Annotated in this window: 20 protein-coding genes; 7 read left to right on the top strand and 13 right to left on the bottom strand. The window is 69.0% G+C overall.

Annotated elements, in window-relative coordinates:
* Positions 1 to 52: 52 nt before the first annotated feature.
* A complete protein-coding gene (locus FB471_RS07055) occupies positions 53 to 280 on the bottom strand; it encodes a DUF2795 domain-containing protein (RefSeq protein WP_170220739.1) in 228 nt (75 codons plus the stop codon).
* 10 nt (positions 281 to 290) lie between these two features.
* Complete coding sequence (locus FB471_RS07050; protein ID WP_141996537.1) at positions 291 to 1,259, bottom strand: ADP-ribosylglycohydrolase family protein; 969 nt, start codon at positions 1,257 to 1,259, stop codon at positions 291 to 293.
* Between the two features lie 210 nt (positions 1,260 to 1,469).
* Here FB471_RS07050 and FB471_RS07045 point away from each other — a divergent pair, with 210 nt between their 5' ends.
* Positions 1,470 to 3,065, top strand: coding sequence for a peptide chain release factor 3 (locus tag FB471_RS07045; RefSeq protein ID WP_141996536.1), 1,596 nt, complete (start codon positions 1,470 to 1,472; stop codon positions 3,063 to 3,065).
* A 29-nt stretch (positions 3,066 to 3,094) separates the two neighbouring features.
* On the opposite strand, the gene FB471_RS07040 is transcribed toward FB471_RS07045, so the two are convergent.
* The 3 genes from FB471_RS07040 to FB471_RS07030 all read right to left on the bottom strand — a co-directional run bounded on the left by FB471_RS07040 (position 3,095) and on the right by FB471_RS07030 (position 8,296).
* Positions 3,095 to 4,366 carry an MFS transporter gene (locus tag FB471_RS07040; protein ID WP_211357973.1) on the bottom strand — a complete coding sequence of 424 codons (1,272 nt, stop codon included), beginning with the start codon at positions 4,364 to 4,366 and terminating at the stop codon, positions 3,095 to 3,097.
* A gap of 476 nt (positions 4,367 to 4,842) precedes the next feature.
* The gene (locus FB471_RS07035; RefSeq protein WP_141996534.1) at positions 4,843 to 6,471 is read right to left on the bottom strand and encodes an ABC-F family ATP-binding cassette domain-containing protein; all 1,629 of its coding nucleotides are present in this window, start codon (positions 6,469 to 6,471) and stop codon (positions 4,843 to 4,845) included.
* Between the two features lie 136 nt (positions 6,472 to 6,607).
* A complete protein-coding gene (locus tag FB471_RS07030) occupies positions 6,608 to 8,296 on the bottom strand; it encodes a ribonuclease J (RefSeq protein ID WP_141996533.1) in 1,689 nt (562 codons plus the stop codon).
* Between the two features lie 116 nt (positions 8,297 to 8,412).
* Between FB471_RS07030 and FB471_RS07025 the strand changes: the two genes are divergently transcribed.
* Positions 8,413 to 8,826, top strand: coding sequence for a MerR family transcriptional regulator (locus tag FB471_RS07025; protein WP_246076274.1), 414 nt, complete (start codon positions 8,413 to 8,415; stop codon positions 8,824 to 8,826).
* A gap of 56 nt (positions 8,827 to 8,882) precedes the next feature.
* Here the strand turns inward: FB471_RS07025 and FB471_RS07020 are convergent, their stop codons facing one another.
* On the bottom strand, positions 8,883 to 9,278 hold the full coding sequence (locus tag FB471_RS07020; RefSeq protein WP_141996532.1) for a MerR family transcriptional regulator: 396 nt from the start codon (positions 9,276 to 9,278) through the stop codon (positions 8,883 to 8,885).
* A gap of 202 nt (positions 9,279 to 9,480) precedes the next feature.
* Between FB471_RS07020 and FB471_RS07015 the strand changes: the two genes are divergently transcribed.
* Entirely contained in the window at positions 9,481 to 9,909 is a 429-nt protein-coding gene (locus FB471_RS07015; RefSeq protein WP_425457037.1) for a hypothetical protein, read from the top strand.
* Between the two features lie 95 nt (positions 9,910 to 10,004).
* Here the strand turns inward: FB471_RS07015 and FB471_RS07010 are convergent, their stop codons facing one another.
* Positions 10,005 to 10,637: a hypothetical protein gene (locus tag FB471_RS07010; protein WP_141996531.1), complete on the bottom strand. Its 633-nt coding sequence runs from the start codon at positions 10,635 to 10,637 to the stop codon at positions 10,005 to 10,007.
* A 15-nt stretch (positions 10,638 to 10,652) separates the two neighbouring features.
* Between FB471_RS07010 and FB471_RS34010 the strand changes: the two genes are divergently transcribed.
* Positions 10,653 to 10,796 (top strand): hypothetical protein, encoded by a 144-nt coding sequence (locus FB471_RS34010; protein WP_170220738.1) that lies wholly within the window; start codon positions 10,653 to 10,655, stop codon positions 10,794 to 10,796.
* A gap of 192 nt (positions 10,797 to 10,988) precedes the next feature.
* Here the strand turns inward: FB471_RS34010 and FB471_RS07005 are convergent, their stop codons facing one another.
* The 3 genes from FB471_RS07005 to FB471_RS06995 form a co-directional block, all read right to left on the bottom strand.
* A complete protein-coding gene (locus FB471_RS07005) occupies positions 10,989 to 11,411 on the bottom strand; it encodes a MerR family transcriptional regulator (protein ID WP_141996530.1) in 423 nt (140 codons plus the stop codon).
* 68 nt (positions 11,412 to 11,479) lie between these two features.
* Positions 11,480 to 12,241, bottom strand: a complete 762-nt coding sequence (locus tag FB471_RS07000) for a hypothetical protein (RefSeq protein WP_141996529.1) — start codon at positions 12,239 to 12,241, stop codon at positions 11,480 to 11,482.
* Positions 12,241 to 12,531 carry a DUF2795 domain-containing protein gene (locus FB471_RS06995; protein WP_141996528.1) on the bottom strand — a complete coding sequence of 97 codons (291 nt, stop codon included), beginning with the start codon at positions 12,529 to 12,531 and terminating at the stop codon, positions 12,241 to 12,243. Before FB471_RS06995 ends, FB471_RS07000 begins: the two co-directional genes overlap by 1 nt.
* A 152-nt stretch (positions 12,532 to 12,683) precedes the next feature.
* On the opposite strand from FB471_RS06995, the gene FB471_RS06990 reads away from it, so the two are divergent.
* A complete protein-coding gene (locus tag FB471_RS06990; protein WP_170220737.1) occupies positions 12,684 to 12,917 on the top strand; it encodes a DUF2795 domain-containing protein in 234 nt (77 codons plus the stop codon).
* Between the two features lie 17 nt (positions 12,918 to 12,934).
* Here the strand turns inward: FB471_RS06990 and FB471_RS06985 are convergent, their stop codons facing one another.
* Positions 12,935 to 13,258, bottom strand: a complete 324-nt coding sequence (locus FB471_RS06985; protein ID WP_246076273.1) for a hypothetical protein — start codon at positions 13,256 to 13,258, stop codon at positions 12,935 to 12,937.
* A 208-nt stretch (positions 13,259 to 13,466) separates the two neighbouring features.
* On the opposite strand from FB471_RS06985, the gene FB471_RS06980 reads away from it, so the two are divergent.
* Positions 13,467 to 15,629, top strand: a complete 2,163-nt coding sequence (locus tag FB471_RS06980; protein WP_141996525.1) for a HelD family protein — start codon at positions 13,467 to 13,469, stop codon at positions 15,627 to 15,629.
* 46 nt (positions 15,630 to 15,675) lie between these two features.
* Here the strand turns inward: FB471_RS06980 and FB471_RS06975 are convergent, their stop codons facing one another.
* Entirely contained in the window at positions 15,676 to 16,509 is an 834-nt protein-coding gene (locus FB471_RS06975) for a nitroreductase/quinone reductase family protein (RefSeq protein ID WP_141996524.1), read from the bottom strand.
* A gap of 632 nt (positions 16,510 to 17,141) precedes the next feature.
* Here FB471_RS06975 and FB471_RS06970 point away from each other — a divergent pair.
* Positions 17,142 to 18,644, top strand: coding sequence for a SulP family inorganic anion transporter (locus FB471_RS06970; RefSeq protein ID WP_141996523.1), 1,503 nt, complete (start codon positions 17,142 to 17,144; stop codon positions 18,642 to 18,644).
* Here the strand turns inward: FB471_RS06970 and FB471_RS06965 are convergent.
* On the bottom strand, positions 18,641 to 19,186 hold the full coding sequence (locus FB471_RS06965) for an antibiotic biosynthesis monooxygenase family protein (protein ID WP_170220736.1): 546 nt from the start codon (positions 19,184 to 19,186) through the stop codon (positions 18,641 to 18,643). The genes FB471_RS06970 and FB471_RS06965 overlap by 4 nt on opposite strands.

Raw genomic sequence — 19,186 nt, 5'->3', positions numbered from 1 at the left:
CCCCGACTTCCCCTCAGCCGACCAGTGGTCAGCCGCCCGTCATGTTATGAAGTCAGTCGCCGATGGGGACATCGGGAAGGTGGTCCCACAGGTCGCGAACGTGGCCGAAGGTGCGGTCCGGAAGGCGTTGCAGCGTGGCCTGCAGTTCGGCAGGGGCCTCGTACCGGATGGCGGCGTCGAGGATCTCCTGCGTGGTCGCCGAACCGTCGCGGAAGGCGTCCTCGACGGCGTCGATGATCTCGTTGCGGGTGACCGCTGGATTCGTATTGGTATCCGTCACACCTCGAACTCTACCCTGACGTGACGGTAGGGTTGCGGGGGTGTCCGGCGAGTTGGTCGGCCAGGTGATGGAGCTGGTCGGCGGCTTCGAGGCGGGAGATCAGTCCGCGGGAGAGGGTGCTGGCGCCGTTGCGGGCTCCGGCGAGCGCTCCGGCCATGGCGGCGATGGTGTCTGCGTCTCCGCCGGTCTGGATGGCGTAGCGGATGGTCTGCGTGGTGTCGTCGGGGTGGGTCAGGAACGCGGTCAGTGCGGTGGGGACGGAGCCCAGGGCGCTGGCGTCGTTGCCGAGGGCATGGGCAGTGTGTTTGGGGCCGGCGCCGTTGCGGGTGAGTTCGGTGGCCCGGTCGAACTTCTCGTGCCAGGGGCGCGACCGCACGGCCCGGGCGAGGTCCTGGAGGAACCGGGTGCGGTCCAGGGGGTGGGCGGGGTCGCTGTGCAGGGCGAGGTAGGCCGCGGCGGCCTGGCAGGCGGCGCCGTGCTGGCCGTGTTTGTGGGAATGGGTGGGTTCGCCGCTGCGCTGGCCCAGTTCCGCGGCGTGGTGCAGACTGTCGGCGACGAGCGCGACCGGGGCGACGCGCATGGCCGCGCCGTTGCCGTAGGAGCCCTGGCCCTGGAAGGTGGCCCGGCTGGCTTCGGTCCACGGCACACCGGCGTTGATCAGGCCGAACACGTGGGGTGTGCCGGAGCCGTAGCCGCGCCAGGGTTCGGCGCGCCAGGCCCGCGCGAACTCCAGGGCGAGCGCGTCGACGTCGAGCCGTTCGGCGTCGCGTCGCTGGGCCAGGTGTTCGGCCAGGGCGAGGGTGAGTGCGGTGTCGTCGGTGTGCACCAGCCGGCTCGGCGCCCGCTCCTCCGCGGCAAGGTCGGCGGCGTCGACCGATGGTCGCCCTTCGAACGGGGCTCCGAGCGCGTCGCCGAGTGCGCCGCCGAGCAGGAGTCCGAGGACCTTGTCGTGGGTGACGGCGGCGAAGGCGGCGGTCATGGTAGGGATCCGTTCCGGGGTGGCTGGTAGACGCAGCACGGAGGTGGCAGCGCACGCGACGCGTTGGCCGCGGATGCGCCGAGCCGTGCCTCGCCGAGCATACCTCAAACTCTACCCTGACGTCAGGGTAGGGTCGACGGGGTAGGACTGACGAGCGGGTATGCACCGCCGCGGGAGCGTACTGTGACGTGAGAGTAGAGTTCGAGCGCAATGGCCCAGCAGAGCACGGACGTCGTGGCCGAGGCAGGCAGGCGGCGTACGTTCGCGGTGATCAGTCATCCGGATGCCGGTAAGTCCACCTTGACCGAGGCGTTGGCGTTGCATGCCGAGGTGATTTCCGAGGCGGGTGCGGTGCACGGCAAGTCGGGCCGGCGGGGTGTGGTGTCGGACTGGTTGGAGATGGAGCGCAGCAGGGGGATCTCGATCACCTCGGCGGCGTTGCAGTTCGCCTATGGTGACGCGGTGATCAACCTGTTGGACACGCCGGGTCACGCGGATTTCTCCGAGGACACCTACCGGGTGTTGTCGGCGGTGGATTCGGCGGTGATGTTGCTGGATGCGGCCAAGGGGTTGGAGCCGCAGACGTTGAAGTTGTTCGACGTGTGCCGGTACCGGGGGATCCCGGTGATCACGTTCATCAACAAGTGGGACCGGCCGGGCCGGGAGGCGCTGGAGCTGTGTGACGAGCTGGTGGAGCGGATCGGGTTGCAGCCGATGCCGCTGACCTGGCCGGTGGGGATCGCGGGGGACTTCCACGGGGTGCTGGATCTGGCCGATGGCTCGTTCGTGCGCTACACCCGCACCGCCGGTGGCGCCACCCTCGCCCCGGAGGAGCGGATGGACGCCACCCGGGCCGAGGCCGAGGAGGGCGTGGACTGGCACCGGGCGCACGAGGAGTCGGAGCTGGCCGTCGGCTCGGGCGGGGAGTTCGACGCCGCGGCGTTCCTCGCGGGGACGGCGACGCCGGTGCTGTTCGGTGCGGCGGTGCTGAACTTCGGCGTGCGGCACCTGCTGGATCTGCTGGTCGAGCTGGCCCCGCGCCCGTCGGCGCGGTTGGATGTGGACGAGCGTCCGCGTGCGTTGGACGCCCCGTTCTCCGCGTTCGTGTTCAAGGTGCAGTCCGGAATGGATCCGTCGCACCGGGACCAGGTCGCCTTCGCCAGGGTGTGTTCCGGGGTGTTCGAGCGGGGGATGGTGGTGACCAACGCCTCCACCGCGCGCCCGTTCGCCACCAAGTACGCGCAGCAGGTGTTCGGTCAGCAGCGCTCCACTGTGGAGGTGGCGTATCCCGGTGACGTGATCGGCCTGGTGAACGCCTCCGCGCTGCGGGTGGGCGACACCTTGTACACGGACAAGCCGGCCGTGCGCTTCCCCGGCCTGCCCAGCTTCGCGCCCGCCCATTTCGCCACCGCCCGGCCCGCGGACCTGAGCCGGGCCAAGCAGTTCCGCAAGGGCATCGAGCAGCTGGAGTCCGAGGGCGTGGTGCAGGTGCTGCGTTCCGACCTGCGCGGCGACGCCGTACCGGTTTTCGCCGCGGTCGGGCCGATGCAGTTCGAGGTCGCCGCGCACCGGCTGGAACACGAGTTCAAGTCCCCGGTCAAGCTGGACCGGCTGCCCTACACCGCGGTCCGCAGGCTCGCCGACTCGGGGCAGCGGGGCGTGGTCGACGGCGCCCGCCGCTGCGAGGTCCTCACCCGCACCGACGGCGCGGAGCTGGCGTTGTTCGAGGACGAGATGACGATGCGCATCCTGCTCCGCCAGAACCCCGAACTCGCGCTCGAACCGCTCGTGGCCGAAGGCGCCTGACCGCCGGGACGGTTACGGCGCCGGTGCGGTCAGGAATCGTGGCGCGGTGGTGTTGGTGGCGGGGTGCGGACCAGGGCGCCGGCCAGAGTGACCACGAGGGGTAGCGCGGTGGCGGCCAGGAGGATGGGTTGGTAGCTGGCGGTGTGTTCGCGGCCGAGGGCGAGGAGTAGGGGGCCGAAGGCGGAGGCGCCGACGGTGACGGAGTGCACGACGCCGCGGATGGTGCCGAGGTGGCGCAGGCCGAAGCAGCGGGGGAAGGCGACGGCTTCCAGGGTGCGGATGCCGTTGCCGCAGGCGCCCAGGGCCAGGCCGTAGAGTACGGCGGTGAAGCCGGGGGTGAGCCATCCCGCGCCGGCGGTGGCCAGGGCGAGGACGGCCATGGTGACGATGATGAGCATCCGGTCGGAGAACCGGTCGGCGAGCCAGCCGAGGCCGAAGGTGGCGATCAGCCCGGCGATGGTCTGGGGCAGGAAGGTCGCGGCGGCTTCGGCGGGGGAGAGGCCGCGTTCGCCGAGTAGGGAGACCTGGTGGAAGTTCAGGCCGGTGGTGACCAGTGCGCACACGGCGACTCCGGCGGTGACGACCCAGAACATGCCGGTGCGCGCCGCTTGGCCGAGGGTCCAGTCCACCGGCGGCAGCGCGCTGCCGCGTGGGGCTTCGGTGTCGCCGTCATCGGCGGGTGGTGCGGGTGCGTGCCGGGGCAGCAGTAGGAGGGCGGCGGGGATGACCAGTGCCCAGACGGCGAGGCCCTCGATCATCCAGACCTGGCGCCACCCCCAGTCCGACACCAGCCGTTCCAGCAGCATCGGGGTCAACGAGATTCCGGCGGTGCCGATCGCGGAGGCGACCCCGGTGGCGAAGCCCCGGCGCCGGTGGACGTAGATCGCCACCGTGGTGGTGGCGACCAGGTTGAGCGCGCCCTGGCCGCCGACCCGGATGCCGATGAACGCCGCGGTCAGCCCGGTGATCTCGGAAGCCGCGGTCGAGACCATCAGGACGGCGCCGAAGCACAGCGCGATGGTGGCCATCACCCGGCGCGGGCCGTAGCGGTCGATCAGCCTGCCGAGCACGGGCATGACGAACGCGCCGGTCAGCGACCCGATCAGGTAGGCAGTGGACACGGCGGAGCGGGAGACGCCGAGATCACGGATGAGCGGATCGACGAACACCGACACCGCGGCCGTCTGCCCGGGCGCGGTCAGGGCCAGCGCCACCGAGGCGGCCGCGACCACCCTGGGCACGTGCGCGCGCCCCGGGGCCCCGGTAGCCGGCGGTTGCGTAGCGGTGGTGCCGGTGGGCACGAGGAGTCCTTCCTGTCGTGGCGACCCCGGCTTCGGACAGCACGCCAGCACCCGAACCCGAAGGCTCGGGCGCTCACCGCGATGCGGAGGCTGCTCCGGCCGGGCTCGGTACATGATCGGTCGGGGTGCGCTGGTGCCATCGGAGCGTGCGCGGGAACAGGCGATCCGCCTTACTCTCCGCTTCGGCACGCCGATCACGGTAGACACCTGGGCGGCACCGGTTACTGCACGGTGATGGCCCGGACCCGCAATCGCGTCAGCGCTACCACCAGGCTACGCGACCGCGCCGTCGGCCGTTGCCCGGTCGTGATCGACGTCTCGCCGCTCATACAGGTCCGAGCCTGCTGGCTGTCCCCTGGAATGAGGTCGAAGACGGTCGGCCCGCGTCACGGGGTGAGGTGCGGACGCTGTGGCACTCCGGCGGGAGTGCGTGGGGCGACCGTCCCGGCCAAGTCTACCCTCACGTCAGGGTATGGTCAGGCAAGCTGAATCAGGTCGCGATAGTCGTCCGACCAGTGATCCTCGGTGCCGTCGGGCAGCAGGATGACCCGTTCGGGTTGCAAGGCGTCGACCGCACCGGGGTCGTGGGTGACCAGGACGACGGCGCCGGTGTAGCTGCGGAGCGCGTCGAGAACCTGTTCGCGGCTGGCCGGATCGAGGTTGTTGGTCGGTTCGTCCAGCAGCAGGACGTTTGCCGCGCTGGAGACCAAGCCGGCGAGCGCCAGCCGGGTCTTCTCGCCACCGGAGAGTGTTCCGGCGGGTTGGGCGAGTTGCTCACCGGTCAGCAGGAACGCGCCGAGCAGGTTCCGCAACTGCTGGGCGTCGGTATCCGGTGCTGCGTGTCGCACGTTGTGCCAGACCGTGTCGTCGTGGTTGAGGGTGTCGTGCTCCTGGGCGTAGTAGCCGATCCGCAGGCCATGCCCGGGGATGACGCTGCCGGTATCGGGTGTGCCCATGCCGCCGAGCAGGCGCAGCAGGGTGGTCTTGCCGGCGCCGTTGAGGCCGAGGACGACGACGCGGGAGCCGCGGTCGATCGCGAGGTCGACTCCGGTGAAGATCTCCAGTGAACCGTAGGACTTCGACAGTCCGGTGGCGGTGAGCGGTGTCCTTCCGCAGGGAGCCGGGGCGGGGAAGGTGATCCTGGCGACCTTGTCGGACCGGCGTACCTCGTCGAGGCCGGACAGGAGCCGGTCCGCGCGTCGTGCCATGTTCTTCGCCGCGGTCGCCTTGGTGGCTGTTGCGCCCATCTTCGCGGCCTGTCGCTGCAGGGCCGAGGCCTTCTTCTCTGCGTTGGCTCGTTCCCGCCGTCGGCGGGCTTCGTCGTCGGCCCGGGTGGTCAGGTAGCGGTGCCAGTCCATGTTGTAGATGTCGGCCTCGCCGCGGGTGGCGTCGAGGAACCACACCTTGTTCACGACGTCGGCCAGCAGGTCCACGTCATGGCTGATCACTACCAGGCCGCCGTCGTGGTTGCGGAGATAGCCGCGGAGCCAGGAGATGGAGTCGGCGTCGAGATGGTTGGTGGGCTCGTCGAGTAGCAGTGTGGTTCCCGACCGGCCGCCGGCGCTCGCTTCGGAGGCGGTGAACAGGATGCGGGCCAGCTCCACCCGGCGACGCTGGCCGCCGGAGAGGGTGCGTAGCGGTTGGGCCAGGATGCGGTCCTCCAGGCCGAGGTTCGCGCAGATCCGCGCCGCTTCGCTTTCCGCAGCGTAGCCGCCGAGCGCGGCGAACCGTTCCTCCAGCCGGCCGTAGCGGGCGATCGCCCGGTCCCGTTCACGCTCGTCCACCAGTTCCGCCATCTCGGTCTGCGCCTTGATCATCTCGGCGAGCAGCGTGTCCAGACCTCGGGCGGAGAGCACACGATCTCGCGCGGTCACGGACAGGTCACCTTCGCGCGGGTCCTGCGGCAGGTAGCCGAACTCGCCGGCGTTACTCACCTGCCCGGCATGGGGCCGGCTCTCCCCGGCCAGCACTCGCAAGGTGGTGGTCTTACCCGCGCCGTTACGGCCGACGAGCCCGATGCGATCGCCCGGTCGCACTCGTAGCGTGGCGTCGGAGAGCAGGACACGTGAGCCGGCGCGCAACTCCAGCCCGGTCGCGGTGATCACAGGAAACTCCGTCTGCGGTGGGAACGGGTGGGTGGCCGCCGCGACGACGGAAGCGCACGGTGTGCGGCAGCGAGTACCGACGTCGGCGGGCGATTCTACTCTAACGTGAGGTTAGAGTGACTTCTCGGCTGGGCCGTCATGCCTCGACGACGATGGGGATGACCACGGGCTGGCGGCCGAAGTTGTTGCGCACCCACTTCGCCGTCTCGCGGGCGATGATGTCTTCGAGCGCGCCGAGGGCCGTGATCTTGCGTTCGGCCGCCTTGCTGAGGGCCTTGTCGAGGGCGGGGCCCAGCTGCTCGAAGTCGGCGGGGGAGTATTCGAAGCCGCGGGCGATGATGTCGGGCTCCTCGGCGAGCTGGCCGGTATCGGTGTCGATCAGGGCCACGACGGTGAGCACGCCCTGGGCACCGAGTTCGCGTCGTTGGGCGAGGGAGGCCTCGGTGACGCCGCCGACCGTCTGGCCGTCCACGTAGATGTTGTGGACCTCGACGCTGCCGGTGATCCTGGCGTGACCGTGGTGCAGGTCGATGACGTCACCGTTGCCTGCGACCAGGACCCTGTCGTGGTGCACGCCTGTGCTGAGGGCGAGGTCGGCGTTGGCCCTGAGGTGGCGTATCTCGCCATGGACCGGCACGACGTTGGACGGTTGCACGATGTTGTAGCAGTAGACGAGTTCGCCGGCGCTGGCGTGCCCGGAGACGTGCACCTTGGCGTTGCCCTTGTGCACGACGTTCGCACCCTGCGCGGTCAGCCCGTTGATCACCCGGTAGATCGCGTTCTCGTTGCCCGGGATCAGGGAGCTTGCCAGCAGCACGGTGTCGCCGTGGCCGACGGTGATGGTGTGGGTGCCGGTGGCCATGCGCGACAGCGCCGCCATGGGTTCGCCCTGCGAGCCGGTACACACCAGGGTGATCTGGTGTGCGGGTAGCCGGTCGATGGTCTTCTGGTCGACGACGAGCCCGTCGGGTACCCGGAGATAGCCCAGCTCGGCCGCGAGGCCCATGTTGCGGACCATCGACCGGCCGACGAAGGCGACCTTGCGGCCGTGGGCGTGCGCGGCGTCGAGGACCTGCTGGATGCGATGGACGTGGCTGGCGAAGCTGGAGACGACCACCCGTCGCGGGGTGCCGCGGAACACCGCGTCGATGGCAGGGGTCAGGTCGCGTTCGGCGGTGGTGAAGCCGGGCACGTCGGCGTTCGTGGAATCGACCAGGAACAGGTCGACGCCCTCCTCGCCGAGCCGGGCGAAGCCCCGCAGATCGGTGATCCGGTTGTCCAGCGGAAACTGGTCCATCTTGAAGTCGCCGGTGTGCAGCACCATACCGGCCGGGGTCCGGATCGCGATCGCCAGACCGTCCGGGATGGAGTGATTGACCGCGAGGAACTCCAGTTCGAACGGTGCGCGGCTGAGTTTCTGGCCCTCGCGGACCTCGATCGTGCTGGGTTGGATGCGGTGCTCGGCGAGCTTGGCGCCGAGAAAGCTCAGGGTGAGCCGGGAACCGATGAGCGGAATGTCCGGCCGCTCGCGCAGCAGGTAGGGCACGCCGCCGATGTGGTCCTCGTGGCCGTGGGTCAGCACGATGGCCACCACGTCGGACAACCGGTCGCGGATGGCACCCCAGTCCGGCAGGATCACGTCCACGCCAGGCTGGTGCTCTTCGGGGAAGAGCACTCCACAGTCGACGACGAGCAGCTTGCCCTGGTATTCGAACACCGTCATGTTCCGGCCGACTTCTCCCAGCCCCCCGAACGCCACCACACGGAGCGCGTCGGGAGGAAGCTGCGGAAGACGGTGCGCCGCGGTCGCGGCATCAACAGTCATACTCTTACGTTACGTGAGAGTGTCGGCAACGTGCCCTGTGATCCTGCTCAACTCTACCTTGACGTGAGGGTAGTGTCAGTCCGGTAGCGTACGTGCTGCGAGAAGTGGGGTGTCACGTGGGCGAGCACATGCGGATCGGCGAGGTGGCCCGCCGGACAGGTCTGTCGCTGCGCGCGATCCGCCGTTATGCCCAGGACGGTTTGGTCCGGGCCAGCGCTCGCGGTCAGGGTGATGTCCACCTCTACACCGGCCAGGACCTGGTTCGCCTGCATCTCGTCCGGCGAATGGAGCACCTCGGATTCGACCTGGCGCGGATGCGCGACGTGCTGGCCGTCTTGCCGCCCGGGGTGCCGGTCGTCGGGGAGGACGACGGCACCTGGCTGGCCGAGCTCGTGGCCGCGGCCGAGGGGCGCTGCGGTGAGCTGCGCGCCGCCGTCGCGGCCGCCGAGGAGTTCGCCGCGGCGCTGCGGAAGCTCGCCGACCATATGCGGATCCTGTCCGCCAGCCGGACCACGTCCACGACTCGGTAACCCCGTCCGCACGTGGGTCACCGGCCCTGGCGGCCGCCGCGAGGGCGCCAGCCCGCTCACGACTGCCGCTCCCGCCGGTAATGGGCGAGCTGGGCGCGGAAGAGGTCCGCGAACTCCTCGGCCCTGCGCAGCTGCGCGTGTAGCTCCGCGCACCGGCGCTGGGCGATCACGGCGAACTCGGCCAGCCGGGGCGCCGGATCCTCGATCCGGGGGCCGCCAGGAACCGGATCGAGGATCGCCAGCAGCTCCAGCATCTCCTCCAGCTGGAAGCCCAGCGACTTCATGCGCTTGGCGAGGGCCAGCCTGTTCACGTCGGGCTCGGTGTAGAGGCGGAACCCGCCCTGGCTGCGGGCGCTGGGCACGACCAGCTCCACCTCTTCGTAGTAGCGGATCGTGCGCAGCGACAGGCCGGTGCGCTCGGCGACCTCACCGATCTGCATCAGCCCGTCCATATACGCTCCTTCCTCGGCAGGGCGCCACTGTACGTGTCCGGGCGCCCACGTTGTCCGGCAACCATGCGCCGTCACGAGCCCAGGGGCCGGGCCTCCTGGCGGCGCGTGGCATCGGCTAGGAATGTCCTCACCTAGGTTCGGCACCCTCCCGGGTGCGTAACGAGGATCAACCCTTCTCTTACGTTAAGGTAGAATCATCGTCGTGATCCAGCCCGAGACCGATCCACGGCGACCGTCCGAGACGACTGTCGGCGAGCTTCCGCGGCGGTTCGCCTCCGCGGTGACCTACAATGCCGCCTACCCTGCCTGCGCGCTGCCGTCCGAGCCGCACAGGCGCAACGCCCTGCGTGGCTACCACGCCGCGATGGCCGGGGTCGAGGACGATGTCACCGGCAGCGGTGCCTCGTTGACCGTCGACTTCCTGCCCGGCGGTGCGCCAACGGTGGCCGAGCCCGATCGCCTCGGTACGGTCGTCGCGACGCACTGGGGCCAGCCACCGGTCCTCGTGCTCGCCGAGTCCGTCTCGCTGCACGCCGCCTGGAAAGCCATCACCGGACATTGGCCGACCCGGCTCTCGGATGTCCGTGTGGCGCTGGCCGCCCTTTCCGCTTATCCAGGTCCGCATCGGTGACCAGTTGAGCTGAGTGCGCCCGGGAGTCCGGTGTCGCCCTGTCAGTGCCAGGGTGGCCCGGCGGCCGGTAGCCGGTATCGGTGCGGCTTGTGTGGTCATGCGCGGTGCCCTGTTACGCCGGTGGGAAACGGTTCGGCATGCAGGCGGTACAGCGGCGGGGACGCCGGGGCGATCCAGTAGTGGCCCGGCGCGAGAACGCGGGTGTTGTCGTCGATCGTGACCCGCAGGGGCTCCAGCGCGCGCAACGACTGCGCACCGTGGTGCCACCGTGCGATGCTGCCCCGGTCATCGGTGACACCGAGCAGCATCCCGCCCGATGAGGGGCGGGCGAGGACTTCGATTACCGAGTCCTCGGGTTCGGCGGAAGGGAGTTCGAGCGCGCCGGTCAGGTGCAGGTGGTGCAGGACCGGCTCGCTCTGCCGGTCGTCGCGGAGTTCCAGAGTGGGCTCGGGCCGGAGCCACAGCCGCAGCGGTGCGGTGGTGGTGTTGAGACAGCCGGGCAGCAGGACGGGTGTGCCCGTGGCCAGCGCGAGGTGGCAGGCCGGCGCGACGATGGAGTGATGAGCCGCGACGACCAGGTCCACCCTCTGGTGACCGGTCGCGGCCGACTCGGGCGGGACGTCGATCAGGGTGGCACCGGTGTCCCGCGCCACGGCGCGCAGTGCCCCAGGCAGGTCCCCGCTGCCGGGGTCGCCGACCACCGCGATGACATCACCGCGGGACAGCACCAGAGGAGCAGGGGTATGGCGGTGCCGGGACCCGGTCGTCAGCATCCGGACTGCCGCGAGAAGTCCTTGCTGGAGCGGGTCGAGTCGATCGGATGGGACAGCGTGATCCTGACGATCGGTGGTGACCACATCCATACCCGCCACTCTACCGTGACGTGAGGGTAGAGTCATGGAGATGCGCCGATCTGGTGCGGCGCCGGGAGCACGGGGTCGGCGGGTGTCCAGCCCGGCCCAGCCCAGTGCCCGGTTCGGCTTCCACGGTGCGGACGTGGGGCAGTGCCGCATGACACGGCTGGCGTGCGCTGGACCCGCGCGCGAATGCCCGTGTCGCCGAGCGAACCGGGAATGAGGTCAGCGCCGGGGGCGGGCCGCGGTTGCCTGGCGCTTGCTCTTCCGTCCCGCGGCGGCCTTGTGGGTACGCAGCATGAGGGCGAACTCCTCGGCTGCGTGTAGCTTGTCGCGTAGGTCGTCGCACGCCCGCTCGGCGGCGGCGCTGAACTCGGCCAGCCGCCCGACCGGGTCCTCGACCTCGGTCGTGTTTCCGGTGGGTGCCAGGATCGTCAGTAGCTCGCGTATCTCTTCGAGCTGGAAACCCAGCGGTTTCATGCGTTTCGTCAACTGCAGCCGGTCGAGGTCCGGCTCGGTGTAGAGCCGGAAGCCGCCCTGGCTGCGGGCGCTGGGCACGACCAGGCCGACTTCCTCGTAGTAGCGGATCGTGCGCAGCGACAGGCCGGTGCGCTCGGCCACCTCGCCGATCTGCATCCGCTCACCCACGTCGAGTTCCTTTCAACGGGTACGCACTCCCTTGCGTGGCGAGTGCGATCGATCACTCAAGACTACCGTTACGTCAAATTACCGTGGTCGGCGACAACCCGGCGAACCCGGCGGGTGCCGGTCGTGATCGCATACTCACCTGCGGGAAACAGTTGCGGGTGGCCGTCGAGCGTGCCCCGGGTCGGCTCGGGCAGGTCGAGGCGGAGTGTGGTGTCGACCATCCGTACTGTGCCGCGCCGGCCGCCGGTCAGGTGCTCGAGCAGGAGTCCGGCGCCATTCGGTTGAACGGCGACCGCCGACGCGACCACGTCCGGTAGACCCTCGCTGCGGCAGGTGACCGAGCCCGACAGCTCGAAGCGGGACGCGATGCTGTCACCCGCGCCGCCCGCCGTCGTCACCGCCAACGCCGGGGCGTCCCGCAAGGCATATGAGCTCGTGGCGGTCCCGACCGCGCCGGGATCGAGCAGGTGGCAGTCCCAGCAGGCGGCGCAGCGTTCCGCTACCGGGACCAGTGAACGGTGCGCCACAACCACCAGGCGCATATCGTCGGCGACCGGGATCGTCCCGAACCCCGGCACCGTCGGCAGGTCCAGCATCGACCAGCCGTGACTGGTCGATGCCGCCCGCAGTTCGTCTCGCACCGCGCGGCTCGCGTGGTCGAACCCGCGCACCAGACCGATGCGGCCGGGCGCCACGCCGGTCCCGAGTACGCCATGGCCGGCCGCTGCGTGTTCGAGCAGGGCCCGCACCGCAGTCCCCACCGGGGAGCGGTCGCCGCGACGGTGACGAGCCGGGACGTAGGAGGCGGTCACGAAGAGGCGGGTGGCCATCAGACGCCGCCTCCGGGTGAGATCTGCGGCGTGGGTGCCACCGAGCCGCCGGGGTGACTGACGTCCACGGACACTTCCGGCAGTTCGCTCAACACGTCCAGCACCGAGTGGAACCGCCGCTGCGGCAGCCGGTTCAGCGCGGCGAACACCACCGGCCTCGCGTGGCTACGAATCGCCGCATCCAGCAAGTCGGCCACACCCACCTCGGCGGAGACAAACGCGTCCTCGATGTGGTCGCTCAACTCGTGCACGGTGAGCGGCCTTGGCCGACTCTCCCCAACGCTGTCCATCCGTCAAGGCTACCCTAACGTGAGAGTAGAGTCATCGAATGGTCCACGGTGCGCCGGTGCCGTGGGCGTCGGCGCGGGTGCTGGCGAACCCAGAGCGTTACCGTGTCGGCCATCACCAGGACTCTACTCTAACGTTAGTGTAGAGTATGGTCGTGGCAGACATCGAAGACCAGAAGACATCCGGCGTCACCCGGATCGAGATCATCGACGCCGTCGAACACGCCTTCGCCGACGCGTCGGCGACGAAGCAGGAGGTCATCGACGCCGCGATCCAGCAGGAGGCCCGCACCGAGCTGCTCGCGGTGCTTGACCGGCTGCCCGATCGTGGCTACCGGCACGTCCGTGACCTGTGGGATCACCTGCCGGACATCCCGTTCGGCGACTGAGTGCCTCGCCGTGCCGGCTACCGCGTCGGTGCGGTGGTCGCGGTCGCCTCGCGTTCCTGGTACGGGTTGTCGAACCGGGTGATCTCGGCGGTCGCGGTGGCGAAGGCCCGGGTGAGTGCGGTGGTGAACTCGTCGGCCGGTGGGTCGTTCAACCAGAGGGTGAACACGCCGGCTGAGTGGAGCCGTTCGGCGAGGCGTCGCAGACCCTCGGGTTGGTAGAAGTCGGTGTGACTCGGGTAGCAGCGTGGGTCGGCGGTCAGAGTTCTTCTCGCGGGGATCAGCCCGCGCTCGTGCCACTCGATCACTTCGCCGAGCGCGTCGATGACCACGAGAGAGCGCACGTCACGGTTGGCCAGTATCCTTGCGAACGGCGGGATCCCACCGGCGGCGCAGCACCAGTTTCCCATCGGTGTCCGGCGCCAGTCGAGTTCCGCGAACCGTGACTCGTCGTCCGAGCCTACGGCTGCCGCGGACCGCCGCGTCGAAGGGGGCCATACCCTACTCTAACGTGACAGTAGGCTCCATACGGAAGCTGAACGGGAGGTGGCGTTGACGGACGCGCAGACGCGAGACGAGGAGCGGGAGCGCCGGTACCTTGCCGAGACGGTGCGGCTGCTGGCCACGGAGCTGGAGCGTCTTACCGGTGACATCGACGAGTCCGCGCGCACCATCGAGGAGCGGAAGAAGCACCTGTGGGACAACCTGCGGGACATGGACTTCGCGGAGAAGGCCAACTTCCGTGGCGAGGTGGACATGTCGGTGCGGCTGGCCGAGCACGCGGTGATGCTGCGCAAGCGGATCGAGCGGTTGCTGGAGTCGCCGTACTTCGGGCGGGTAGACTTCCGCCCCACGGGCGATCCGGAGGCCGGTGCTCACTACATCGGTGTGCACAACTTCTCGGACCCCGAGACGCAGGAGATCGTGATCCACGACTGGCGTGCTCCGGTGTCCAGCCTCTACTACGACTTCGAGTCGGGCGAGGCGTTCTTCGAGACCCCGGCGGGCACCACCCATGGCGAGATCACCGGCAAGCGCCAGTACAAGATTCAGGGTGGGCGCCTGGAGTACATGTTCGACAGCACGCTCAACATCGGCGACGAGGTGCTGCAGCGGGAGCTGGGTCAGTCCGCCGACGACCGGATGAAGAACATCGTCGCGACCATCCAGCGCGAGCAGAACGCGGTGATCCGCAACGAGACGGCACGGGTGCTGATCCTGCAGGGTGTGGCGGGGTCGGGGAAGACGTCGATCGCCTTGCACCGGGTGGCGTTCCTGCTGTATCGCTTCAAGGACACCCTCTCCTCCGACAACGTCATGATCCTCTCCCCGAACAAGGTGTTCGGGGACTACATCGCCGACGTGCTTCCCGAGTTGGGTGAGGAGCAAGTCGCGGAGATCGACTTCGACACGATCGCCGGCAGGTTCCTGGCGAAGGTCACCGGCTACGAGACGTTCAGCGAGCAGGTGGTCACGCTGCTCGACCAGGTCGACGACGCGGCGGCCGCACGCATGCGCTACAAGGCCACGCCCGAGTTCGTCGCCCGCCTCGAGGACTGGATCACCTCCCGCCCGCACGAGGAGTTCACACCAGCAGACATCGAACGCAAGCACAAACGGCTCTCGGCGGACTGGGTGGCCGACCTCTTCCACGAGTCGCCGACCCTTCCGGTCTTCACCCGGCTCGACCGCGTCGCCAATGCCGCTGTGCACAAGCTCAAACACGAGGTGCTGGACAAGGGTGGCACGTGGGCCGCCGCCGACACCGCCAGCATCCGCAAGCAGGTCCGCGCCATGTTCCCCTACAAGGACGCGTTCGCCATCTACCGGGCGTTCTACACCGCCGATCCGGCCCGGCGCGGCCTGTTCCAGCCACTCGGGCGGAAGAAGATCGAGTACGCGGATGTGTTTCCGCTGATCTACACCATGATCAGAACGTCCCGGCAGGAGAGCTACGGCCACATCCGGCACCTGCTGGTCGACGAGATGCAGGACTACACGCCCATCCAGTACGCGGTGCTGCGCGAGCTCTTCTCCTGCACGATGACGATCCTGGGTGACGCCAACCAGTCGGTGAACCCATTCAGCTCATCCTCCCTGGCCACCATCCACAGCATCTTCCCGCAAGCCGACTGCCTGGAGCTGTGCAAGAGCTACCGCTCCACCAGCGAGATCACCGAGTTCGCCCAGAACATCTCCCGCAACGACAAGCTCGTCCCGATCGAGCGCCACGGGCCGCCACCCCAGGTCATCGCCTGCACCGACCGGCGGGACCAGCAGGCGCGGATTCTGACCCTCATCAAGCAGCACGAGCACAGCGACCGCCGTTCCCTCGGCATCATCTGCAAAACCGTCGACCAGGCGACAACGCTCACCCACGCCCTGTCCGGGGCCGGTGTCGAGCTGACCTTCCTCGACTACGACAGCACCTCGTTCGCCGGCGGCATCATCATCACCTCGGCACACATCGCCAAGGGGCTGGAGTTCGACACCGTGATCGTCCCGCGGGTGGACGAGGACAACTACGCCACCGACATGGACAGGTCCATGCTCTACATCGCCTGCACCAGAGCCATGCACGAACTCCACCTGACCCACGATGGACCGCTCTCCCACTTCCTGGCGTTCGCGCAGGCCACCCAGAACCTGGTCGGCGTCGACGACACCGACCAGGCGGAGACCCGCGACCACGCGACGGACGTCCGAGTGGGCTGACGGGCTGTGGCTGTACCGACACCAAGGAACAGCGGAGCTCGCGGGTCTAGGGCAGTGTCATGTTGTTGAGGACCGGAATGAGCTGCTGTTCTTCGTAGTCGAGGTGGGCTTCGACCTCGGTGGTGAGCCGTTCGACCTCGGCGAGCACGGTGACAGGATCGGTGTCGGTGGCGGAGACGGCGTTCTGCAACTGCTCGAGCAGAGCCGCGATCTGGCGGTGTTCCTGGCGGAGGCGGGCCAGGGTGGGGGCAAGCTCGGGGTGCTGCTCCTCGAGCGCTGGATACATCTGGTCGTCTTCGCTGGTGTGATGGTGTTGCAGGCCCTGGCACAGGGTGAGGCAGTTGATCCGCAGCTGTGCGCCCAGACCGGCACCGGCGGCGACCTCCTTGCGGATGAGCGCGAGTTCGTGCCGGAAAGCGCCGTGGATCTGCTGGAGGAAGTCGCCTTCCCGGCCGGCGTTCGCGGTGCCACCGAACGGGTGCAGCGCGACAACAGGGATCACGCGATCGGCGGCGTCCTGACGATCGGCCCAGATAGGATCGGCTTCCGCGGCGCGGGCGATCAGGTGTTCCCGTTCGTCGTCGGGCACGGTCTCGGCTTCGGCGTGGAAGGTGAACACCCCGGTCTCGACGGTGACCTGGGGGTGCGTGCTGAGGTCCTGGTGCCAGGCGGGCCGGTTGCCGGTGTCGTCGGCGGCAAGGAGCAGCATGCGTCTGCCGCCGTCGGGTTGTTGGTCGTGCAGGAACTCGACGGGAGTGGTGCGGGGTGTGTCGGACGCGGCGGTGGTGGTCAGTAGGACGATGCGGCGTTCGCCGAGCGGACCGCTGAGCCGTCCATGGTTGGCGCGGAACTCGTCGATGGTCTGGTTGTCGTTGGGCATACGCTGCTGTGTGCTCCTGGGTCGGGGTGTGGTCGCGTCTGGGCGCGAGAAGAATGATGATCGGCAAAGGAGCGACGCGGCCTCATCGGCTCAGCGGCGTGCCGCCGCATGCGAGAAGTGACGCGAGAGAGACCGTGCGGGTGGTCGCGGCCGGAGCGGGGGCGGGCCGCGGGCCCGCCTTGTGTTCACGCTCTGGCCGGGTACCTTCCTCGCTGTTGGCTCTGGGCCGACCCGGCAGTCACGCGGGCACGATAACACGAACCATGTCCCACCGGGAGGTACCGGAGCCGAGTTCGAGGCGAAGCCGTGATCCCGCCCTCATTTGATCACAGGGGCTGCGCCGAGGGGTGGTCCCTCGTCTAACGTGAGGGGAGATTTGCCGACGACCGCGGCGCGTATGTCGCTGGTCCGCCGGGGTCATCGACGCCCCCGACTCCGAATGACGAGCCGAGGAGCGCCGCGTGTCTGCCGAGCAGGTGTTGTGACCCACCCGAGCTAGTCGTCGTGCCGCGACAAGATTCCTACCCGGGCGGCGACGAGCCCTTCTTCCCGTAGCCCACGTACCGGCGGTAGCCGGTGCGAGTGTCCTTTCGCGCCGTGGAACGGTGCCCCGAACACGTCTGGTTGTCCTCGTGTCTTCTTTTCCGTCCCTGTCGCCTGCTCGCCTGCGCACCCCGCGCCCGGCCTGGCTGTCGCCCAGGGTCGCCCGTACCGAGATCCTCGCCGGTCTGGTGGTTGCGCTGGCGCTGATTCCGGAAGCGATCTCGTTCTCCATCATCGCCGGAGTGGACCCGAGTGTCGGCCTGTTCGCCTCGTTCACCATGGCGGTGGTGATTTCGGTGGTCGGCGGCCGGGCCGCGATGATTTCCGCGTCCACCGGGGCCATCGCGCTGGTGGTGGCCCCGCTGGCCCGCGAGTACGGCCTCGGTCATCTGATCGCGGCGGTCGTCCTCGGTGGGGTGTTCCAGGTCCTGCTCGGCTCGCTCGGGGTGGCGCGGTTGATGCGGTTCATCCCGCGCAGCGTGATGGTCGGGTTCGTCAACGCGCTGGCCATCCTCATCTTCATGGCGCAGGTGCCGGAGCTGGTCGACGTGCCATGGGCGGTCTACCCGCTGTTCGCGGGTGGTCTCGTGTTGATGATGCTGTTTCCCAGGATCACCAAGGCGGTACCGGCACCCCTGGTGGCCATTGTGGCCCTGACGGGGTTGACCGTCGCCGCCGGGATCGCGGTGCCGACCGTGGGGGACAAGGGCGGGCTGCCGTCGTCGCTGCCCACGCCGGGTGTTCCGGACGTACCGTTCACTGTGGACACACTGGCGCTGATCGCGCCGTACGCGCTGGCGTTCGCGCTGGTGGGCCTGATGGAGTCGCTGATGACGGCCAAGCTGGTGGACGACATCACCGACACCCACTCGAACAAGACCCGCGAGGCGATCGGGCAGGGCGTCGCCAACGTGGTCACCGGGTTCTTCGGTGGCATGGGCGGCTGCGCGATGATCGGCCAGACCATGATCAACGTGAAGACGGCGGGCGCGCGGACCCGGCTGTCCACCTTCCTGGCCGGGGTGTTCCTGCTGGTGCTGTGCCTCGCACTCGGTCCGGTGGTCTCGGATATCCCGATGGCCGCGCTGGTGGCGGTGATGGTGCTGGTCGCGTTCGCCACCTTCGACTGGCACAGCGTCGCGCCCGGCACGCTGAAGCGGATGCCGGCCGGGGAGATCACCGTGATGGTCGTGACGGTGGCCGTGGTCGTGGTGACGCACAACCTCGCGGTCGGCGTGGTCGCCGGGTCGCTCACCGCGATGGTGCTGTTCGCCCGCAGGGTGGCGCACCTGGTCGAGGTCACCGCCGCCATCGACCCCGACGGTGGGCAGGTGGTGTACGCGGTGACCGGCGAGTTGTTCTTCGCCTCCAGCAACGACCTGGTCTACCAGTTCGACTACACCGGTGACCCGGACAGTGTGGTCATCGACCTCACCGACGCCCACATCTGGGACGCCTCCACCGTCGCCGCCCTGGACGCGATCACCACCAAGTACGAGGCCCGCGGCAAGACCGTGGAGATCGTGGGACTCAACAAGCGCAGCGCCACCATGCACCGCAGGCTCTCCGGCGAACTCGCCGGAAGCCACTAACCCGGCGCGTCCAGGGCGTGCGCGAGGTGGTAGCGCTTCCCGCGCAGGGAACGCACGCCGGGGAATCTGGTGAACAGCTCGTGCAGCTCGTCGTGCGCACCGCTGGCGGCGGCCTCGTGATGGGCTTGCTCCGAGGTCCACTCGGTGTAGTTGAGCAGGCGGGTGCCGTCGGTGCTGAGGTGGAAGTGCGCGGAGATCGCCCCCGGATGGCCCTCGTCCTCGGGCAGCGCGGCCAGCAGCGCGTCGACGAACCGGTGTTGCCGCTCGGGCCCTTCGGTGGCGAACAGCGCGGTCACCAGGCAGCCCGGTATCCGGGTGTCGTCCGGCGTGGTGATGCTGTGGTGCAGCCGGTAGACCAGCGGCTGTTCCCGGGTGCCGGGCAGGGCAGTGGATGGCTGGTCGACGGCACTTTGTGCGTAGGTCAGGACCCCGGTGCCATCGGTACTGAGGAAGCACGCGGCGGACAGGACGCCGCCGGGCCAGTCGCCCGCCCAGGCAGTGCGGAAGGCTGCGGCCTCGGCCCGCTGCCTTGACGTGTCCAC

Origin of the sequence: Amycolatopsis cihanbeyliensis, assembly GCF_006715045.1 — a bacterium.
Classification (GTDB): domain Bacteria; phylum Actinomycetota; class Actinomycetes; order Mycobacteriales; family Pseudonocardiaceae; genus Amycolatopsis; species Amycolatopsis cihanbeyliensis.
The sequence above is the reverse complement of the archived record's forward strand: the minus strand, read 5'-3'. Positions and strand labels throughout refer to the sequence as shown.

Excerpts from the sequence above, each read along its gene's own strand:
- FB471_RS06995 (WP_141996528.1), bottom strand. The coding sequence starts at position 12,531 with ATGGACAGCGTTGGGGAGAGTCGGCCAAGGCCGCTCACCGTGCACGAG.
- FB471_RS07050 (WP_141996537.1), bottom strand. The coding sequence starts at position 1,259 with ATGACCGCCGCCTTCGCCGCCGTCACCCACGACAAGGTCCTCGGACTC.
- FB471_RS07045 (WP_141996536.1), top strand. The coding sequence starts at position 1,470 with ATGGCCCAGCAGAGCACGGACGTCGTGGCCGAGGCAGGCAGGCGGCGT.
- FB471_RS34010 (WP_170220738.1), top strand. The coding sequence starts at position 10,653 with ATGGCGGTGCCGGGACCCGGTCGTCAGCATCCGGACTGCCGCGAGAAG.
- FB471_RS07000 (WP_141996529.1), bottom strand. The coding sequence starts at position 12,241 with ATGGCCACCCGCCTCTTCGTGACCGCCTCCTACGTCCCGGCTCGTCAC.
- FB471_RS07020 (WP_141996532.1), bottom strand. The coding sequence starts at position 9,278 with ATGGACGGGCTGATGCAGATCGGTGAGGTCGCCGAGCGCACCGGCCTG.
- FB471_RS06975 (WP_141996524.1), bottom strand. The coding sequence starts at position 16,509 with ATGCCCAACGACAACCAGACCATCGACGAGTTCCGCGCCAACCATGGA.
- FB471_RS07030 (WP_141996533.1), bottom strand. The coding sequence starts at position 8,296 with ATGACTGTTGATGCCGCGACCGCGGCGCACCGTCTTCCGCAGCTTCCT.